The sequence below is a fragment of the Streptomyces sp. NBC_01450 genome (genome assembly GCF_036227505.1).
GTDB lineage: Bacteria > Actinomycetota > Actinomycetes > Streptomycetales > Streptomycetaceae > Streptomyces.
This window is the reverse complement of sequence record NZ_CP109480.1, coordinates 872,048-889,011: the sequence shown is the minus strand read 5'-3', so window position 1 is coordinate 889,011 and position 16,964 is coordinate 872,048. Positions and strand designations below refer to the sequence as shown.

Sequence of the window (16,964 nt, the reverse complement as noted above, 5' to 3'; positions counted from 1 at the left end):
GGGGCGAATGCGCAACGCCATGTCGTGCGCCGTCTCGCGGCTGCCTTGGACGAACGTGACGCGGATGAGGCGGACGTGCGCTTCTGGAGTTGGGACGGGCCGACCGGTGAGGCAACCCTCGGTGCGGATTCCGTCAGGGGTCGGGGCGCTGTCGGCGTCGGGCAGCGGCGGGGTGATGGAGCAGCGGATGGAGGAGTCCTCCCGCAGCTTCAGCTTGCGGATCGTCAGCTCGTGGCCGCCGTCGAGGATCGGCAGGGTGAGGAGGGAGGTCCTGGTCGCTTCGGATCCCTTTCCCGCGCGCGTGTCTGGTCCGGGACGTGCGGTGATGCGGAGGCTATGCGATGAGGTGGTCGCGCCGCGTCGGACTTCCGGCCACGTAGTGAACGTACTCGCGCTCCAGTCGGAAACCGGCGGTCCAGGCGAGCAGGCGGCTGGGGCGGTTGTCGCGGGAGCAGGACCAGCTCGCGGTGTGGCCGCGGGCCGCGATAGTTCCAGTGGCGCAGGCGTAGCGCGACCGTGTCCGTACGGGCTCTGCGCAGCGACTCGGCCTGTGCCTTGCCACGGCCTTCGGCGACGGCCTCGGCGAGGTTGGCGAAGATCACCGTCAGCCACAGCCAGGCACTGATGACCCAGGTGAAGACGGCGGGGTGGAGTACCGCGGACAGGGTCGTGAGGACGGCTCCCACGGACACGACGAACAGCACCGGGTTCTTCACCAGGACCCGCGGGTGCAGTTTGCGCAGCGCCTCGGGGAAGGACTGCACGAGCTGTGCGGGTTCGAACAGACCGCTCGGTGCTCGGCGTTTCACCCCTCCCTCCGATCCGGGCCGAGGGTCGCGCCGAGGGCGGGACGGCGGGGGTTGGAGGGGAGCGGCGGGAATCATCGGGACCTTCGTGCCTCGGTGGGGAACCGGACCCACGCGCACAGAGGCACGCCGGCGACCGGTCGGGCTGACAGAGCGTGTGGTGGCCGCCGGGCTCTGCGGTGCCGGGGTCACGGCACCGCAGAGCTGCGCACGGGCGTCGGCGGCGCGATGACGACGAGAACGCCGCCGCGTGCTCGGCCGCCGGGAGGCCATTCGGATGCCTTCGGGCGAGGAAGGCATCCGAGGGTGCTTCCGGGGTGAAGCCGTCATGTCACTGACGTCCGCGGCCTCTCCGGCGACCGAGGGGAAATCTAGCCCGGCCGCACCTGCGAACCGCCCGGTCGAGCATGGAATTTGCGCCTCTCTTACGGCCGGTCGACGGGCGACATCAAGGCCTCGTCAAGGTCACCTGAGGAAGCGTCAGGAGATCATCAACGGACGACGTCGGTGGCCGAAACCGGTCCCAGACTGAGCGGTACGGGGACACGGGCGACCGTCCGTGGCGTGACGTTGGAGGGCTCGTGACTATCACGGCCGGTACCACGCGCAGTTCTGAGGCGGGGGCCGGGACTGTCGCACAGGCACAACCACAGCCACAGCACGGACCGGTCGTCCCGCCTGGGGGTCAGCCAGGTCCGCGGCCAGGGGGGGCGCGGACGGGCCCCCGGAGGCGTCGCCTCCGTCGCGAGACCGTGGCCGCGTGGGCCGCTCTGCGCCGCCGCTACTGGGCTTCCCTGCCCGGGCGGCTGCGTCTCCTGCGCGTGGCCACGGTCTCGCTCGCCGCGGCCCTGGCTCTGTTGCTCGCGCTGGCCGGGCTCGCCGCGACCAGCACCTGGGACAGCGTCGCCGACAGTGACGCGCCGCGCACCATCAGTGCCGCCGACCTCGACCTCGCCCTGAACGACATGGACGCGCAGGCCGCCAACCTCCTGCTGTCCAGCGGGAACGCGGGCAAGGGGCGTCTGGCGACGCCGTACGAGAAGGCGGTCGGCTTCTACGGTGACGCGCGTCGCGCCATCGGCCACGACCTGCGCACGCTCGCCGTCGCCGCCCAGGGCGACCGCACCGACGAGCACACCGTGGAGTCCCTGACCGACGACTTCGCCGAGTACCAGGAGCTGATAGGCCGCGCCCTGGAGAACGACGCCCGCACCGGCGGCAGACCGGCCGCACTCGCGGACTACCGCAAGGCCACCGACCTGCTGCAGAACCACCTCCTGCCTGGCGCAAGGAAGTTGGTGGACTCCAACAACAGTGCGTTCAACACGCGGTACGCGCAGGCCCGTTCGACCCTGGCGACCCAGCTCGTCGTCGCCGTCGTCCTCGGCATACTGTTCCTCGTCTCGCTCGGCGTCCTCCAGTGGTACCTGGCCCGCCGTTTCCACCGGATCCTCAACCCCGGCGTCCTGTCCGCCACGGTCTGCGCGGTGCTCGCCGTCCTCTTCGGCGTCCAGGCGCTGTCGGCCACCGCCGAGCACCTGCGCGGGGCACGGCGAGATGCGTTCGACTCCGTCGTCGCGCTCTCCCGTGCCCGCGCGATCGCCTACGACGCGAACGCCGACGAGAGCCGCTATCTGCTGGACCCCGAGCGCCGCGAGCAGTACGCGCAGGCGTTCCTCACCAAGTCGCAGGAGCTGTACGGGCTCAAGGGCGCGACCCTCACCACGTACGACGACGAACTGGCCACGACGTGGCAGGCGTACCGTTCCGACCACGGCGACCTGCGCTTCACCGGCGAGTTCCGGCGAGAACTCGACAACATCACCTTCGCCGGCGAGCGGGCCGGGGCGGAGAAGACGGTCGAGACGTACGCCGTCTACCAGCGCGACGACCGCAAGATCCGCGCACTGCTCGCGCAGGGCAAGGAACGCGAGGCCGTCGGGTTCTGCATCGGCTGGGAGGCGGGCACGTCCAACGCGCACTTCGGGGCGTGGATGACGGCGCTGGACAAGGTCACCGACATCAACCGCCGGCACTTCACCGCCTCGGTCCAGGCCGGCCGCTCGGCAGTGGGGGATCTGCTGCCCGGGGCCCTGGCAGCCCTCGTCTCGGCGGCCGCGCTCACCGCCCTCGGGCTGCGGCCGCGGCTCGCAGAGTTCCGCTGAGGCGCCCGGCGGGCCGTCGGACAAAGAGTGGAGTTCATGACTTCCTGAATTCAGGACTACGTGTACTGTCGAAGTGTGCTGACTGTTGTCTCCGACATCGACGTGCTGACCCGGTTCGGCCGTGCGCTCGCCGACCCGATCCGCTGCCGCATTCTGCTCGCACTGCGTGATGCCCCGGCATACCCTGCCGATCTCGCCGACACACTGGGCATCTCCCGCACCCGGCTGTCCAACCACCTCGCCTGCCTACGTGACTGCGGCCTGGTCGTCACCGTGCCCGACGGCCGCCGCACCCGCTACGAGCTCGCCGACGAACGCCTCGGGCACGCGCTCGACGACCTGCGCACGGCCGTGGTGGCCGTCGAGACCGACCGCACCTGCGTCGAAGCCGATGACAAGGGGTGCTGCTGATGACCGCGATATCCCTCGGACCCTCCCCGGCCCGCCGCGATCTGCTGGCCCGTCGGATACGTCTGCTGGTCGCCACGACGATCACCTACAACGTCATCGAGGCGGTCGTCGCCCTCACCGCCGGCACTCTCGCCTCCTCCACCGCATTGGTCGGCTTCGGCCTCGACTCGGTCATCGAGGTCTCCTCGGCCGCAGCGGTCGCCTGGCAGTTCTCCGCCCGTGAGCACGCGGTGCGCGAGGCACGAGAGAAGACCACTCTGCGGATCATCGCGGTGTCGTTCTTCGCGCTCGCCCTGTACGTCACCGTCGACGCCGTCCGCGCCCTGGCAGGAACAGGCGAGGCCGAACGCTCCGTCCCCGGCATCGTGCTCGCGGCCCTCTCCCTGGCGGTGATGCCGTTCCTGTCCGCCGCCCAGCGTCGCGCGGGCCGCGAACTGGGCTCCGCCAGTGCGGTCGCCGACTCCAAGCAGACCCTGCTGTGCACGTACCTCTCGGCCGTGCTCCTTGTCGGCCTGGTCCTCAACGCCGCCCTCGGCTGGTCCTGGGCCGACCCCATCGCCGCCCTCGTCATCTCCGTCGTCGCGGTCAAGGAGGGCCGTGATGCCTGGCAGGGCAAAGGATGCTGCGCGCCCCAAGCCGCGACGGTCCCGGCCAGCGCCGCCGCCGACACCGATGCCGAGGACGCGTGTGGCTGCCGTCCCGGCTGCGGCTGCCGCAACTGACCGTCCACCGAGGCAGGGTGACGCAGCGTGGTGAACAAGAACAGGTCTGGGGGAACAGCTTGAGCTCGAGGGGGAATCCGGAGTGTCCCGCTCATCACCCACCAGCCGACCCCCCCCCAAGCCGGAACCCCAAATCAATCGCGGGGCAGCCCGCAAGCGTCCGCGAGTCGCGCCTCCTCCAAGTCCAGCGAGCGTTGCAGGCGGCGACGGGTGGGGTCGCTGATGCGGTGTTCGTCGTACAGGCGCCGGAGCTCGGCCTCCTCGACCGTGATCAGGTCGCGTCGTAGCTGGCGATAGGTGAGGTCGGCGGATTCTGTCGGGGTGTCGTCGCCGTCGGCCTGTCCGAGGCGGTCGCTCGCGTCGTCGAGGCGAGCTGTCAGGCCGCGGCGGAGGCGGTCGAGGACGACGTCGGGGACGGCCTCCAGTTCGGAGATCTCGTCCAGGCGGCTCAGGCCCGCGTTGGCCAGGCTGCAGCGGGCCTGGGCCTCCTCGCGTTCGGTGTGGTCGGGTTCGAGTGCGATGCCCGAGCGGCGTACGACAGGTGCCAGCGTGAAGCCCTGCACGACCAGGGTGGCGACCACGACCGACGTGGTCAGGACGAGGACCAGCGGGCGTTCCGTGAGCGTGGCCCCGGTCTTCGTGGCCACCGGGATGGACAGGGCGGCGGCCAGGGGGACTACGCCGCGGGTGCCCGCCCAGGTCAGTACGACCGGCACCCGCCAGTTCATGCGCTGGATACCGCCCTTGCGCTGCACCACGGCCGACAAGGGCGCCAGCCACAATATGCGCATGGCAATCAGCGTGGCGGCGACGGCGAGCGCGTACAGCGGCCAGGCCCGGCTGCCGTCGGACAGGGCTCGCACCTGGGCCGGCAGAGCCAACCCGATGAGCGAGAACACCACGCTCTCCAGCAGGAAGACCACTGTGCCGTAGACCGCGTGCAGTTGAAGGCGTATGCGGGCGTTGGTGAGGCGATCGCCCCGGCCGCCGAGGACGACTCCGGCCACCACCACTGAGGTGACACCTGACGCGTGTACGGCCTCGGCCAGGACGTAGGCCGCGTAGGGCGTGACGAGGGCGATCACAGTCTCCAGGACCGGGTCCTCGGTGCGCCGCCGGATCAGTGCCACCACGCCCGCGACGGCCCCGCCGATGACCATGCCGCCACCCGCCAGCAGCGCGAACTCGCTTGCCGCAGAACCCCAGCCGACCGCCGCCGAGGCAACGGCGACGCTCACCGCGACCCGAAAGAGGACGAGGGAGGTCGCGTCGTTGAAGAGGCTCTCGGCCTGGACCAGGACCTGGACCTTGGGCGGCAGTGCGAGTCGTCTGCCGAGAGCGGTGACCGCGACCGGGTCGGTGCTGGCGAGCACCGCGCCGAGTACCAGTGCCATCTGCCAGGACAGCGGAGTGATCAGGGACGCCACCGCGCCGACGGCCGCCGCCGAGGCCAGTACCAGTCCGATGGAGAGCACCCCGACCGGCTTCCATACGGCGCGCAGTTCACGCCAGGGCAGTTCCTCGGCACTTGCGTACAGAAGGGGCGGCAGTACGACGAGGCCGATGATCTCGGGGCTGATCTGGATCTCCGGCGTGCCCGGTAGCAGTGCGACGGCGAGGCCCGCGACCACGAGCAGGGAGGGCGCGGGGATCCGCCAACGGCGTGCGAAGGTGGCCACCACGGTGGCGAGGACCACGAGAGCCAGGACCGTTCCTACACTGCGCATGCCATCCCTTTGGCCATGAGAAGGAGACCTTGTGGCTCCCTGCCGACCAGACTTCCCGGCACACCGCTTTCACCCTATCGGGCCAGGGCCCGTCAAAGCAGTGTCAACGTCCACGTGACCGGCGCCAAGAATGCGTCAATGAGCGCGCCGAACGACTCGCACAAGCGCTTCGGTGAGGGAAGTGACCCTTCCCTTTGGGGAATTGATCTCCAGTGAGCGGAGCACATCGGCTGCGATGAGTGACGTACGGACCGATATGAGTGACGTACGGACCGGTGGGGGTGAGGTACGGCCCGGTGCGGGTGACGTACGGCCCGGTCGTCTGAAGGTCTACCTGGGGGCGGCCCCGGGCGTGGGCAAGACCTACCGCATGCTCGACGAGGGGCGACGCAGGGCGGCGCGCGGCGCCGATGTGGTGGTGGGGTTTGTGGAGTGCCACGGGCGCCCGGGCACGGAGGCGATGCTCGACGGCCTGGAGGTCATCCGGCGTGCGCCCTGCGCCTACCGTGGCGGGGAGTTCGAGGAGATGGACCTGGCCGCGGTCCTCGCACGCCGCCCACAGGTCGCGCTGGTGGACGAGATCGCCCACAGCAATGTGCCGGGAGGCGGCCGTAACGCCAAGCGCCGGCAGGACATCGAGGAACTCCTCGCCGCCGGGATCGACGTCATCACGGCGCTCAACATCCAGCACCTGGAGTCCCTCAACGACGTCGTCGAGAAGATCACGCGGGTGCCCCAGCGTGAGACGGTGCCCGACGAGGTCGTACGACGAGCCCAGCAGATCGAGCTCGTGGACATTCCGCCGGAGGGACTGCGCCGCCGGATGGCGCACGGCAACATCTACGCGCCCGAGAAGGTCGATGCCGCCCTCGCCAACTACTTCCGCCCCGGCAACCTGACCGCGCTGCGCCAGCTCGCCCTGTTGTGGGTGGCCGACCGGGTGGACGAGGCGCTGCAGTCGTACCGCTCGGAGCACGGCATCGGCGGGGTGTGGGAGATCCGGGAGCGGGTCGTGGTCGCGCTCACCGGGGGGCCCGAGGGGGACACCCTCGTCCGGCGGGCCGCCCGGATCGCCGACCGGTCCGCGGGCGGCGATCTGCTCGCCGTGCACGTGACCCGCAGCGACGGTCTCGCCGCGGGTGCCTCGCACGCCTCACTCGCCCGGCAGCGGCGGCTCATCGAGGACCTCGGCGGGACCTACCACTCGGTCGTCGGCGACGACGTGCCCACCGCCCTCGTCGACTTCGCCCGCGCCGAGAACGCCACCCAGCTCGTCCTCGGCACCAGCCGCCGCGGCCGCCTCGAACGCTTCGTCACCGGACGCGGCACCGGTGAGACGGTCGTCGAACTCTCCGGCGACATCGACATCCACACGGTCACGCACGAACGCGCCGGACGCGGCACGCTGCTGCCCTCGCGGCGGCGCACCCTCTCGACCGTACGCAGGATCGCGGGTCCGGTCGCCGGGCTGCTGCTGCCCGTGGCACTCACCTTCCTGCTCGATCTCGACTGGGCCCGGGACCGGCTCAACCTCACCAGTGAGGCGCTGCTGTTCCTGCTCACCGTGGTCGGTGTGGCCTGCATAGGCGGGGTCGTCTCGGCGGTGATCGCCTCGGTCACCGCGTCCCTCTTGCTCAACTACTGGTTCATCCCGCCCATCGGCCAGTTCACGCTGGACGACCCGAACGCGCTGCTGGCGCTGGCGGTCTTCGCGGTGGTCGCCGCCATAGTGGCTGCTGTCGTGGACCGCTCGCTGCGCCTGTCACGGCGCTCGGCCCGCGCCACGGCGGAGGCGGAGACGATGTCCTCGCTCGCCGGCACCATCGTGCGGGGCGGAGCGACCATTCCGGCGCTGGTGGAGCGGACCCGCGAGACCTTCGGCATGGACTCCGCGGAACTGGTGGACGAGCCGCCCGGAGAGGACGGCGTGACGGCCGTGCCCGCGGGTCCCGGCGCCTTTCTCGTCCTGCGCGGTCGCACCCTGCCCTCTTCCGAGCGGCGCGTCCTCGCGGCCTTCGCCGCGCATGTGGGGTCGGCGGTCGAGCGGGCCCGGCTCGCGGAGGTGGCCGCCGAGGTGGAGCCGGTCAGGGCCGCCGACCGGATGCGTACGGCGTTGTTGCGGGCGGTCGGCCACGACCTGCGGACCCCGCTCGCCGCCGGCTGGGCGGCCGTCGCCTCGCTGCGCAGCCGGGACGTGGAGTTCTCCGACGAGGACCGGGACGAACTCCTCGCCACCGCGGACGAGTCCATGGCCAAGCTGAACCGCTTGGTGGAGAACCTGCTCGACCTCAGCCGCCTCCAGGCGGGCGCGCTCACGTTGAACATGCGGGCCACGGCATTGGAAGAGGTCCTTCCGGCCGCGCTGGCCGACACCTCCGAAGTCGAGGTGGCGGACCTGGAGGAGGTTCCGGCTGTGCTGGCCGACCCGCCCTTGCTGGAGCGGGTGATCGCCAACCTCGTCGGCAACGCGGCCCGCCACACCCCGGCCGGGCGCAAGGTGCTGCTGACCGCGAGCGCCCACGCGGGCCGCGTCGAGGTGCGCGTCGTCGACCGGGGCCCCGGCCTGCCCCCCAATGACCGTGACCGCCTCTTCGAACCCTTCCAACGCCTCGGCGACACCGACAACACCACCGGACTCGGCCTGGGCCTGGCCCTCTCGCGGGGCCTGACCGAAGCGATGGACGGCACACTCACCCCGGAAGACACTCCCGGCGGGGGCCTGACCATGGTGCTGTCGCTGCCCTTCGCCGAGCGAGCGGAGCAGCCCGGTGGTACGCAGAGCGTGGGAGGCAGCGTATGAGCCTCGAAAGGGGCGTACCAGGGCGCGGGGGCTCGGAGCCGTTGTGATGAGCGCAGGAGGTGGCGGCGTGATGACCGGCTATTTTCACGTCGGCGCGGCTGACGGACGCATACGGGACGAGACGGATGAGACGGATGAGACGGATGAGATTTCAGACGCATACGGAACGTTGACGCCGAACCGTCGCCCACCAGGAACTGGCTGCGTCCGCCCCGCCGTTCTTGACTGACGTGACGTCAACTCTCCATCTCCGCGCGGAACTCGGCCCCCGCTCCCAGCACATGGTGATCTGCGGTGACGACGGGCTCGCGCACCGGCTCGCCGTCGAACTGGACGCCGTGTGCGGCGAGGCCGTCACCGTCGTATTACCCTCCCGGCGCGACGAGCACGGCGCCGAGATCGCCGCGCTGCACCGTGACCCGCACTCGCCCATCGAGCTACTGGTGTCGGCGCACCCCGATGAACAGACCCTGCGGGCCGCCGGCGTGCAGCGGGCCGCGGCCCTCGCGCTGACCTACGGCGACGACCAGGTCAACATGACCGCGGCGCTCCTGGCACGGGGCCTCAACCCCGACGCGTCCGGGTCGGTCAGGGCCTGCTGTCCGTCAGCTCCCGGGCGTCGAGCGGCATCCGCAGGCTGATGCGACGGTGCACGGAGGCGAGCTCGCTCTCCAAGGGCGAAGGCGGCACCGCCAGCACGGGGCAGGCGGCGTGTGCGAGGCAGTACCGGGCGACGGACGGGAACAGAGCGCGGCGCAGCCTTCCGCGGCACCCCACGCCGACCACGAGGAGGTCGTCGCCCTGGTCAGCGGTCTCGACCAGCGCGCGCCCCGGTGTGCCCCAGACGACCAGCCCCTGGTACGGAACCCCGGGCCCGGTGTCGCCGAAGGCCGTGTCGAGAGCGGCGAGCAGCCGCTGGCCCGCATCCCGCCGGAGGCTGGCCATCGGCACCAGGCAGATCGAGCGCCGGTTGGCGAGGTCACCGCCGGGTGGTTCCCAGGCGAGGACGACCAGCAGTTCGGCATCGGTGCGGCGAGCCTCGTCCGCGGCCTGGTGCAGAGCCGCCAGGCTCCCCAGCGAACCACTCCCTCCGGCAACGACGCGCCGCCCCTTGGCATTGCTCATCGCTCGATCACCCCTCGGCGTGCATCCACACAGACATTCGAGTCTCATGGAAGTCCCCGAGGGCGGGTGCGGACGGCTCTGTTGGCGGTTACTTGATGGCAGGCGGGCGGTTCATAACGCTCTTCTGATGCCACGCTCTTCTGACGGCGCTCACAGCCAACCGTTGCGCCGGAAGGCCCGGTAGATCACGACACAGACGACGATGATGCCCAGGATGACCAGGGGGTAGCCGAAGGTCCAGTGGAGTTCGGGCATGTGATCGAAGTTCATGCCATAGACGCCGACGATGCCGATGGGTACGGCGATGAGGGCGCCGATCGCGCTGATGCGGCGCATATCGGAGTTCTGCTGGACGCCGGTCTGCGCGAGGGTGAGGGACAGGGCGGTGTCGGTCACCTCGCAGAGTGTCGTGATGCGTTCGGCGACCTGGGTGAGGTGGTCGTGGACGTCGCGCAGGTACTTGGCGATGTCCGGGTCCACGCCGGGCAGCCGGCCTCCGGCGAGCTCCCGCATCGGCCCCGCGAGTGGGGCCACCGCGCGGCGAAGTTGCAGGAGCTCGCGTTTGAGCTGGTAGACGCGGCGGATGTCGTGGACCTGCTGAGGCGCGAAGGTGGAGCCCTCCGCTTCGTCCACGTCCGTCTCGACGGCGGTGACGACCTCGAGGTACTGGTCGACGACGGTGTCGGCGATGGCGTGCAGTACGGCGGCGGGGCCGTGCGCGAGGAGCTCGGGACGGCTCTCCAGGGCGTGGCGGACGCCCGTGAGCTGGCGGGAGGGCCCGTGCCGTACGACGACGATGAAGCCCTCGCCCATGAAGACCATGATCTCGCCGGTGTCGACGATCTCGCTGGTGGCCGTGAGGTGTTCGTGCTCGACGTAGAGCGCGGTCCGCATGACGAGGAAGAGGGTGTCGTCGTAGCGCTCGAGCTTGGGGCGCTGGTGGGCGTTCAGGGCGTCCTCGACGGCCAGGGGGTGCAGGCCGAAGGCGCGCGCGACGGTCTGGAGCTGGTCCTCGGTGGGTTCGTGCAGGCCGATCCAGACGAAGCTGTCCGGGGTGGCGTGGCAGGAGGACATCGCCTGGTGGAGAGGGAGGAGGCCCGGTCGGCGCTTGCCGTGTTCGTAGAGGGCGCAGTCGACCACGGACTCCGGGTTGGACCGCGGCGGTGGAGGTGTCGGTGGTGTACTGCTGGCCGTCATGGCGTCTCCTCGCGACGGGCGCGGCCTGGTGCGCGTACTGCCGGTTACTAGATTTACATGGGGACGCAAGTAACGTCGTGGGACGCAGGCGGTGCCGACCGGGTGGTCGCCGTGCGCAAGGCGGTGGCCGATCCGTCGTGCTACCGGCTGCTGTGCGCGCTGAGCGGCTCTCGCGGAGATACTTGGCGCGCACGTCGGCTGACCTCCCCGCATCTGGCGAGGCTGCGGAAGTCGGTCTGATCAGTGCGGCCCTGCGCGCCCGCGAGCTGGATCCCGGCAGCCGACCTCTCCAACCATCTGAAGGTGCTGCGCGAGGCCGGATTCGTCGAAGGTGCCGGTGCAGGCGCGGACGGTCGCCGCGAGGTCCGTCGGGGTGCCTGTGATCAGTGTCGTGTGCCTGGTGAGCCCGACCGCGTCTCCCAGGTGCTGCATCGCGTGCGCTCCCAACCGTTTCCCACGGCGTGGGCCCGAACAGCACCGGCCAGGGTCCTGCGTGGGACGACGCACCAAACGGTGCTCAAGCCCTACGTGTGGGCGTGCGCCCGCCCCCGCGTCGAAGGCAGGGAAGACCTGGGGTCCCTGAGCGGCCCGGCGGTGTTCGTGGCAAACCACGCCAGTCATCTCGACACTCCACTGATCCTCGGCGCCTTGCCTCGTCCCCTCGCGTCCCGGTTGGCGGTCGGAGCCGCCGCTGACTACTTCTTCACCTCGGCTGTGGCCGGCATGAGCACGGCGCTGTTGATCAACGCGTTCCCCGTGCAACGGAGCGGGGCCCGCAGAGGAGGGCGCAGCGTCGCCATGAGCCTCCTCGACGAGGGCTGGAACGTGCTGCTGTATCCCGAGGGCACCCGTTCCGTGGACGGGAGTCTCGGGCAACGCGTCAGTGAACTGGCGGCCGGCTGGATCCTGGCCCGCTGAGGCCAAGAACACCATGGCGCACGCCGAGTTCATCCGTGCTCAACGCGGCACGTTGCCGCTGCTTCAGGCGGTTGACTGTCTACCCAAGGGAGACGTCGGAGGGGATGTACTCGGCGCGGTCGAAGACCAACCCACGGCGACACCCGGCGAGTGCTCGGCGTGAACGAGATCGTCAATCCGGGCCGGTTCCGCACCGCGGTCGGTGAAGTCGTCGACGGACCACGGCAGTTCACACAGTCACGTGGGAGGGCCGTGCACCAAGTGCTGTCGCCAGCTGAACGGACACGAGCCACCTGGCAGTTGAGACCTACGAGGTGGGGCTGAACGCATGACCGGGGCAACGAGTCACCTGATCGAGGACACAGGGCCCAGCGTGCTCAGTCACAACGCTGTACCTGAGCGATAGCAGCGCCGAGTCCCGCGCTGATGAGCGCCAGCACCGCCGCAGGGATACGGGCCCCCTCCGAGGACAGCCCCGTTGCGCCTGAGATACCAGCCAGCACAGCGGCCGGCAGCCCGAGCGCGGCATGGGTAAGCCGCCAGAATTGCCGACGGAAGCGATTCTTCCGTGCCTGCTCTTCACACTCGGTCCGAAGATCAGCGACACGCTTTCCCACTACATCGTCTGCCATGCCGCGAGCCTGGCACCACAGCACCGTGCGGACAGGCCAACCAAGAGGTCGTGACCACGCTTCCGTAGCGTGCCGGCCCGGATGTCGTAGTGGGTGAGGGGCATCTGGCGTAGCCGTCACGCCAGACAGCGTGAAAGTCTCATGCGCGGCTATGCGGCTGGAACAAATAGGGAGCGTGTGCAATCTTCCTAGTCGCGTGCCGTGCAGTCCATGCGGATCGATCACAGCGCTTCACTGCGGGCCCCCGGGCCACGTCCAAGGAGTCTGAGTCGAGCTCTCCCTTCGAGCGCTGCGTCGTTGTCACCGTCGACACCACCCACTTCCGTGTGCTCCCTGGCGTACGGCAGGTCACTGTGACCGTCCGCGGAGGCTGGCCGGAGGGCGTGCCGGAGCGGAGAATGGTGTTGTTGCCCTGCTCGTCGGTTGGGCGGTGGTCGGATGGACAGGCTCGGCCGGGTGGGTCCGGGCGTTGGAACCGACCGACGCACTGTGCCTGGATTCGTTGCGGCAGGGTGACGTCGTAGCCTTCGCCCGCCAGTGTGCCCGCTGGGCCGAACCGCGCGAGTTCTGCGTGTGCGCGCGGCCGGCCGATGTCTGAGAGACGGGCGTCAACTCTCGGAGTGCCCCGGACAGGACGTCTCGTGAGGGTCCGTCTCTCGGCTCAGGCTTTCGGCCGTGAGGACTCGTGCGCGAGTGTCAGCAGGTCCGGGGTCCGGGGTCCGGGGTTCGGCGGTGTGCCGTTGTGGGAAGGCGGTGGCGCTCCATGTCGTACGTCGCAGTGAGTGCGCTGAGCCACCCCGGGCTGCTCCGCGAGCGGAACGAGGACAGCCTCGTCGTCGGACCGTGGACACTGTGCGCCACCGTGACCGAGAATCCGCAGACGCTGGTCTTCCCGCTGGGGACGCCCCTCGTCGTCGCCGTCGCCGACGGGCTCGGCGGACATCCCGGCGGCGACGTGGCCAGCGCCCTGGCCGTCCGCCGGATCGCGTCGATCGGTCCCACTCTGAGCAGCGAGGACGCCGTCCGCGACGCCTTGAACGCCTGCAACCGTGCCCTGTACCAGGCCGCCGGCGGCACCGGAAGTGAGCTGGCCACCATGGGGACGACCGTCGCCGGTGTTGTCGTGCAGCCCGGCTCGCTGATGACGTTCAACGTGGGTGACAGCCGGGTGTTCGCGGTCTCCCGCGCCGGGCTGCGCCAGGTGAGCGTCGACGACAGCCCGCCGCTCGAACCCGGGCAGCGCACCACGTCCCTCGTCACCCAGTGCCTGGGTGGTACGCCCGGCTACCGCTCCATCAGTCCTCACGTGACGGCCGCGTCGCTGTCGCCCGGCGACCGCTACCTCATCTGCACAGACGGCCTGACCGACCCGGTGACACCGGACGAGATCGACGCGGTGACACGGGAGCACGACGGCGGACGGGCGGCCTTCGAACTGTGGAAAGCGGCCATCGCGGCGGGCGGACCCGACAACATCACGCTGGCGGTCGTACGCATCGGAGGCGAGTGACGAGTAGGGGAGGCCCTTGTCGCCCTTTTGGTAAGCGGTCAGAGAGGAAAGACCCCTAACGCGCCAGGACGGCGATACGCGGGGGCGGAAATCCAGGGTCACGGTGGCTACGCCGTGTTGCCCCAGTCGTACGGTCCGCCGCCACGCCACTCGATCAGCTCCGGGTCGTCGATGACCCGGTCCTCGGCGGGCAGGCCCGCACGGTGCAGAAAGTCCAGCACGTCGAACAGGCTGTACGCGGTGCCCGTGAACTCGCCCTGGATCATCACACGCCGACCCCCGTCCGACTCCGGCGAAAGCACGACCGCTGGGGGGCGTACGTCCATGTCACCAGCATGCGCCGGGATCGGTCGGCGCGCAGCTGGGGACAGCATCGGACAGCGTGGTCGTAGCGATGCGTGTTGCGGACCGCGTTCACCGGAATGCTCGGCGCCACCACCTGGCACCCCCACCGGGCGCACACTGGACACAGAAAGCCCATGCGTCATGAGTCGAACATGGAGGTGGGCCATGAGCACCCTCGAAGAACACGTCGACGTTGGAGTGCCGATCGACAAGGCTTGGGACGATCTCCACCGCGTGGAGAACTATCCGCGGTTCGTGGAAGGAGTGCGCGAGGTCCGTACGGAGGCGGGTGGTCGAGCGCGTCTGGACGTCGAGGCCGGCGGCCGGGCCCGAGTGTTCGAGGCCGAGATCTCCGATCGCAGGGGGGAACGCGTCATGGAGTGGCACACCACCAGCGACCCCGAACTGGTGGGTTCCTTCTCGCTTCAGCCGATCAACCAGAACCGCACCCGGGTCCGGGCACGGCTCGAGTACGACCCCGACACGGTCAGGGAGACCTTCGGCGGGCTGAGGGGATTCGCCCAGGCGAACGCGATCGAACGGCTCGTCCGCAGCGATCTGGAGCATTTCAAGGAGTGTGTGGAACAAGGAGGTTGAGCGGGGTAGAGAAAGCAGACCCTGGGGACTGTCGAGGACGGCAGCCTCCGCTCGGAGCGGCCGCCGGCGGACCGGCGCCATCGTTCCCCCGACCGCACACTGACCCGGAGCCGTTTGGACAGACCTCACGGGTCCTTCACCACACCGCCGATCCACCAGCGCGGACCACCCCTGTGAGTGAACGCCTCTGCTGAGCTGGGGCGATAGGGTCATAACGGAAGGTCTGGGCAGTCTCGAGGGTCGGGTCTGGCGCAGTTGTCCTTGTCATCCCAGGGGCGCGTCTGCGCCCGGCACACGTCAGGGGGCCTCTTTGCCGCCAGAGACACAACGATGCGCTCTGACGCTCCCGGGCTCCGATCGCCGAGCGACCCCCGGTGCGGCCACCAGCACCGACACGGCCAGGCTGACCTTCCTGTGCGACGCCGTGCGCGGTATCGGCACCACCCTGGATCTCAAGCGCCAGGCCGGCCAACTGGCCCGCCTGGCGGTGCCGGGGTTCGCCGACTTCGCTTCCGTTCATCTGTGCGATCAGGTCGTCGCGTCGGAAGACGACCTCGCGCCCCAGGGCCTGGAGGGTGCGGTGGTGATGCACCGCGTGGCGGCGGTCCACCATGAGGGCCTGGACTGCCGGGAGGAACTCCGCCCGGGGGAGACCTTCGTCTACACGACCGGCACGGCCATGGCCCGATTCCTTGCGGAGATCGAACCAGTCCTCATTCCGCATGTAGGAGACGAGATCCTCCAGCAACTTCCGGCGGAGCTCGACAGTCCGGCCGCCCGGTTGGTGCTGAAGGGCTCCTCCGTCCTGCTGGTGCATCTGGTGGCGCACGGCGGGGCCCTCGGCTTCCTGGTGTTCGGGCGCAAACCCGACCGCCCCGCTTTCGTCGCCGCGGACCTGGCAGCCTGTGAGGAGGTGGCCGAGCGGGCGGCCGTGGCCCTGCACAACGCCCGGATCCACAGCGACGAAGCGACGGCATCCGCGGTGCTGCAGCGCAGCCTGCTTCCCACGCCACCCCCTCGCCTGCCAGGGGTGGAGATCGCCTACCGGTATCACCCCAGCAGTCGCACCACGCAGGTCGGAGGCGACTGGTTTGACGTGATCCCCCTGCCGGGCCACCGAGTCGGACTCGCCATCGGCGACGTGGCAGGTCACGGCCTGCACGCGGCGGTCGTCATGGGGCAGCTGCGCACGGCGGTCAGAACCCTCGCCACTCTGGACCTGCCCCCGGGGCGGATGCTGGCCCGTCTCGACGCCTTCGCACAGCACCTGGGCCACACCCAGCTGGCCACCTGCCTGTACTGCGTCTACGACCCGGCGACCGGCCGCTCCACCCTCGCCAGCGCCGGCCACCTGCCGCCAGTCCTCGTGGGGCCCGACGGCAGCAATGACCTGCTGAAGGTCCCCGTCGGCGCACCGATCGGAGTGGGCAGCGTCACCTTCGACACCCTGGAACTGCTCACGGACCCCGGCAGCCTCCTCCTGCTGTGCACCGACGGCCTGGTGGAGACCCGCGGGCAGGACATCGAGGAGACACTCCGCGCGCTCGGCCGCAGACTCACCACCCAGCACTCGTCGCTGGAGGACACCTGTGAGGCACTGATGCGGCACCAGCATCCCGAGGGCCACCACGACGACATCACCGTCCTCATGGCCCGGCTGAACGGGATTCCATGAGGTTTCTCTGCGGAAGCAGCTCTGGTTGCCGGGGCGGACCGCTCAATTTCGAGCTGTTCCCAGGCGCGTTCGTTCATCGTGGCCAACATCTTCGGACTCCTGATGGGCGGCGGAGCAACCGTATTGCCCGGCTGACGGACTGGGGCGCGGAAGGGAACCTCGAGTGGATGCTAAAAAATTTACCCAAAGGGTATTGACTCTTGGCATATATCGCGCAAAGTGATTAATAGGCCACAACACCGAAAGAGCCGCAAAATCGGTGAGGACGTCTAGTCGGCGGAGTGACTTGGACAGGATGTGGTTTAGGCCCCCGGCAAGCCGGCGCGATACCGAG

Annotated in this window: 15 protein-coding genes and 2 pseudogenes; 10 read left to right on the top strand and 7 right to left on the bottom strand. The window is 69.7% G+C overall.

Features of this window, described 5'->3' with window-relative positions:
* Positions 1-334: 334 nt before the first annotated feature.
* Together OG568_RS04080 and OG568_RS04075 are read right to left on the bottom strand one after the other, a co-directional pair.
* Positions 335-505 (bottom strand): annotated as a pseudogene (locus OG568_RS04080) (GNAT family N-acetyltransferase); the annotation flags it as partial.
* A pseudogene (locus OG568_RS04075) lies at positions 492-884 on the bottom strand (potassium-transporting ATPase subunit B); the annotation flags it as partial. The pseudogenes OG568_RS04075 and OG568_RS04080, both read right to left, overlap by 14 nt.
* Positions 885-1,558: 674 nt before the next feature.
* Here OG568_RS04075 and OG568_RS04070 point away from each other — a divergent pair.
* The 3 genes from OG568_RS04070 (at position 1,559) to OG568_RS04060 (ending at position 4,104) form a co-directional block, all read left to right on the top strand.
* Positions 1,559-2,971, top strand: coding sequence for a DUF308 domain-containing protein (locus OG568_RS04070; RefSeq protein ID WP_329530304.1), 1,413 nt, complete (start codon positions 1,559-1,561; stop codon positions 2,969-2,971).
* A 75-nt stretch (positions 2,972-3,046) separates the two neighbouring features.
* Entirely contained in the window at positions 3,047-3,382 is a 336-nt protein-coding gene (locus OG568_RS04065; RefSeq protein WP_329530303.1) for an ArsR/SmtB family transcription factor, read from the top strand.
* Complete coding sequence (locus OG568_RS04060) at positions 3,382-4,104, top strand: cation transporter (protein WP_329530302.1); 723 nt, start codon at positions 3,382-3,384, stop codon at positions 4,102-4,104. The genes OG568_RS04065 and OG568_RS04060 overlap by 1 nt, the downstream gene beginning before the upstream one ends.
* A gap of 134 nt (positions 4,105-4,238) precedes the next feature.
* Here the strand turns inward: OG568_RS04060 and OG568_RS04055 are convergent, their stop codons facing one another.
* Positions 4,239-5,831 (bottom strand): Na+/H+ antiporter, encoded by a 1,593-nt coding sequence (locus tag OG568_RS04055; RefSeq protein ID WP_329530301.1) that lies wholly within the window; start codon positions 5,829-5,831, stop codon positions 4,239-4,241.
* 256 nt (positions 5,832-6,087) lie between these two features.
* Here OG568_RS04055 and OG568_RS04050 point away from each other — a divergent pair, with 256 nt between their 5' ends.
* The gene (locus OG568_RS04050) at positions 6,088-8,631 is read left to right on the top strand and encodes an ATP-binding protein (RefSeq protein WP_329536251.1); all 2,544 of its coding nucleotides are present in this window, start codon (positions 6,088-6,090) and stop codon (positions 8,629-8,631) included.
* A 230-nt stretch (positions 8,632-8,861) separates the two neighbouring features.
* Positions 8,862-9,272 (top strand): NAD-binding protein, encoded by a 411-nt coding sequence (locus tag OG568_RS04045; RefSeq protein WP_329530300.1) that lies wholly within the window; start codon positions 8,862-8,864, stop codon positions 9,270-9,272.
* Here OG568_RS04045 and OG568_RS04040 read toward each other — a convergent pair.
* Positions 9,220-9,756 carry a universal stress protein gene (locus tag OG568_RS04040; RefSeq protein WP_329530299.1) on the bottom strand — a complete coding sequence of 179 codons (537 nt, stop codon included), beginning with the start codon at positions 9,754-9,756 and terminating at the stop codon, positions 9,220-9,222. The two genes, OG568_RS04045 and OG568_RS04040, sit on opposite strands and share 53 nt — an antisense overlap.
* A 150-nt stretch (positions 9,757-9,906) precedes the next feature.
* Positions 9,907-10,953: a magnesium and cobalt transport protein CorA gene (locus OG568_RS04035; protein ID WP_329530297.1), complete on the bottom strand. Its 1,047-nt coding sequence runs from the start codon at positions 10,951-10,953 to the stop codon at positions 9,907-9,909.
* Positions 10,954-11,010: 57 nt separating this feature from the next.
* On the opposite strand from OG568_RS04035, the gene OG568_RS04030 reads away from it, so the two are divergent.
* Positions 11,011-11,193, top strand: a complete 183-nt coding sequence (locus OG568_RS04030) for a hypothetical protein (RefSeq protein WP_329530296.1) — start codon at positions 11,011-11,013, stop codon at positions 11,191-11,193.
* On the opposite strand, the gene OG568_RS04025 is transcribed toward OG568_RS04030, so the two are convergent.
* The gene (locus OG568_RS04025; protein WP_329530295.1) at positions 11,194-11,385 is read right to left on the bottom strand and encodes a hypothetical protein; all 192 of its coding nucleotides are present in this window, start codon (positions 11,383-11,385) and stop codon (positions 11,194-11,196) included.
* Positions 11,386-11,466: 81 nt separating this feature from the next.
* On the opposite strand from OG568_RS04025, the gene OG568_RS04020 reads away from it, so the two are divergent.
* Positions 11,467-11,871, top strand: coding sequence for a lysophospholipid acyltransferase family protein (locus OG568_RS04020; protein WP_329530294.1), 405 nt, complete (start codon positions 11,467-11,469; stop codon positions 11,869-11,871).
* 1,395 nt (positions 11,872-13,266) lie between these two features.
* Entirely contained in the window at positions 13,267-14,013 is a 747-nt protein-coding gene (locus OG568_RS04015) for a PP2C family protein-serine/threonine phosphatase (RefSeq protein ID WP_329530293.1), read from the top strand.
* Positions 14,014-14,120: 107 nt separating this feature from the next.
* Here the strand turns inward: OG568_RS04015 and OG568_RS04010 are convergent, their stop codons facing one another.
* Positions 14,121-14,339: a hypothetical protein gene (locus OG568_RS04010; protein ID WP_266589333.1), complete on the bottom strand. Its 219-nt coding sequence runs from the start codon at positions 14,337-14,339 to the stop codon at positions 14,121-14,123.
* Positions 14,340-14,523: 184 nt separating this feature from the next.
* Here OG568_RS04010 and OG568_RS04005 point away from each other — a divergent pair, with 184 nt between their 5' ends.
* Positions 14,524-14,955 (top strand): SRPBCC family protein, encoded by a 432-nt coding sequence (locus OG568_RS04005; protein WP_329530292.1) that lies wholly within the window; start codon positions 14,524-14,526, stop codon positions 14,953-14,955.
* Positions 14,956-15,265: 310 nt separating this feature from the next.
* Positions 15,266-16,630: a PP2C family protein-serine/threonine phosphatase gene (locus tag OG568_RS04000; protein ID WP_329530291.1), complete on the top strand. Its 1,365-nt coding sequence runs from the start codon at positions 15,266-15,268 to the stop codon at positions 16,628-16,630.
* Positions 16,631-16,964: the final 334 nt, after the last annotated feature.

Coding starts and splice junctions, on each gene's coding strand:
- OG568_RS04055 (WP_329530301.1), bottom strand. CDS start 5,831: ATGCGCAGTGTAGGAACGGTCCTGGCTCTCGTGGTCCTCGCCACCGTG.
- OG568_RS04035 (WP_329530297.1), bottom strand. CDS start 10,953: ATGACGGCCAGCAGTACACCACCGACACCTCCACCGCCGCGGTCCAAC.
- OG568_RS04015 (WP_329530293.1), top strand. CDS start 13,267: ATGTCGTACGTCGCAGTGAGTGCGCTGAGCCACCCCGGGCTGCTCCGC.
- OG568_RS04050 (WP_329536251.1), top strand. CDS start 6,088: ATGAGTGACGTACGGACCGGTGGGGGTGAGGTACGGCCCGGTGCGGGT.
- OG568_RS04010 (WP_266589333.1), bottom strand. CDS start 14,339: ATGGACGTACGCCCCCCAGCGGTCGTGCTTTCGCCGGAGTCGGACGGG.
- OG568_RS04040 (WP_329530299.1), bottom strand. CDS start 9,756: ATGAGCAATGCCAAGGGGCGGCGCGTCGTTGCCGGAGGGAGTGGTTCG.
- OG568_RS04060 (WP_329530302.1), top strand. CDS start 3,382: ATGACCGCGATATCCCTCGGACCCTCCCCGGCCCGCCGCGATCTGCTG.
- OG568_RS04030 (WP_329530296.1), top strand. CDS start 11,011: ATGGGGACGCAAGTAACGTCGTGGGACGCAGGCGGTGCCGACCGGGTG.
- OG568_RS04025 (WP_329530295.1), bottom strand. CDS start 11,385: ATGCAGCACCTGGGAGACGCGGTCGGGCTCACCAGGCACACGACACTG.
- OG568_RS04005 (WP_329530292.1), top strand. CDS start 14,524: ATGAGCACCCTCGAAGAACACGTCGACGTTGGAGTGCCGATCGACAAG.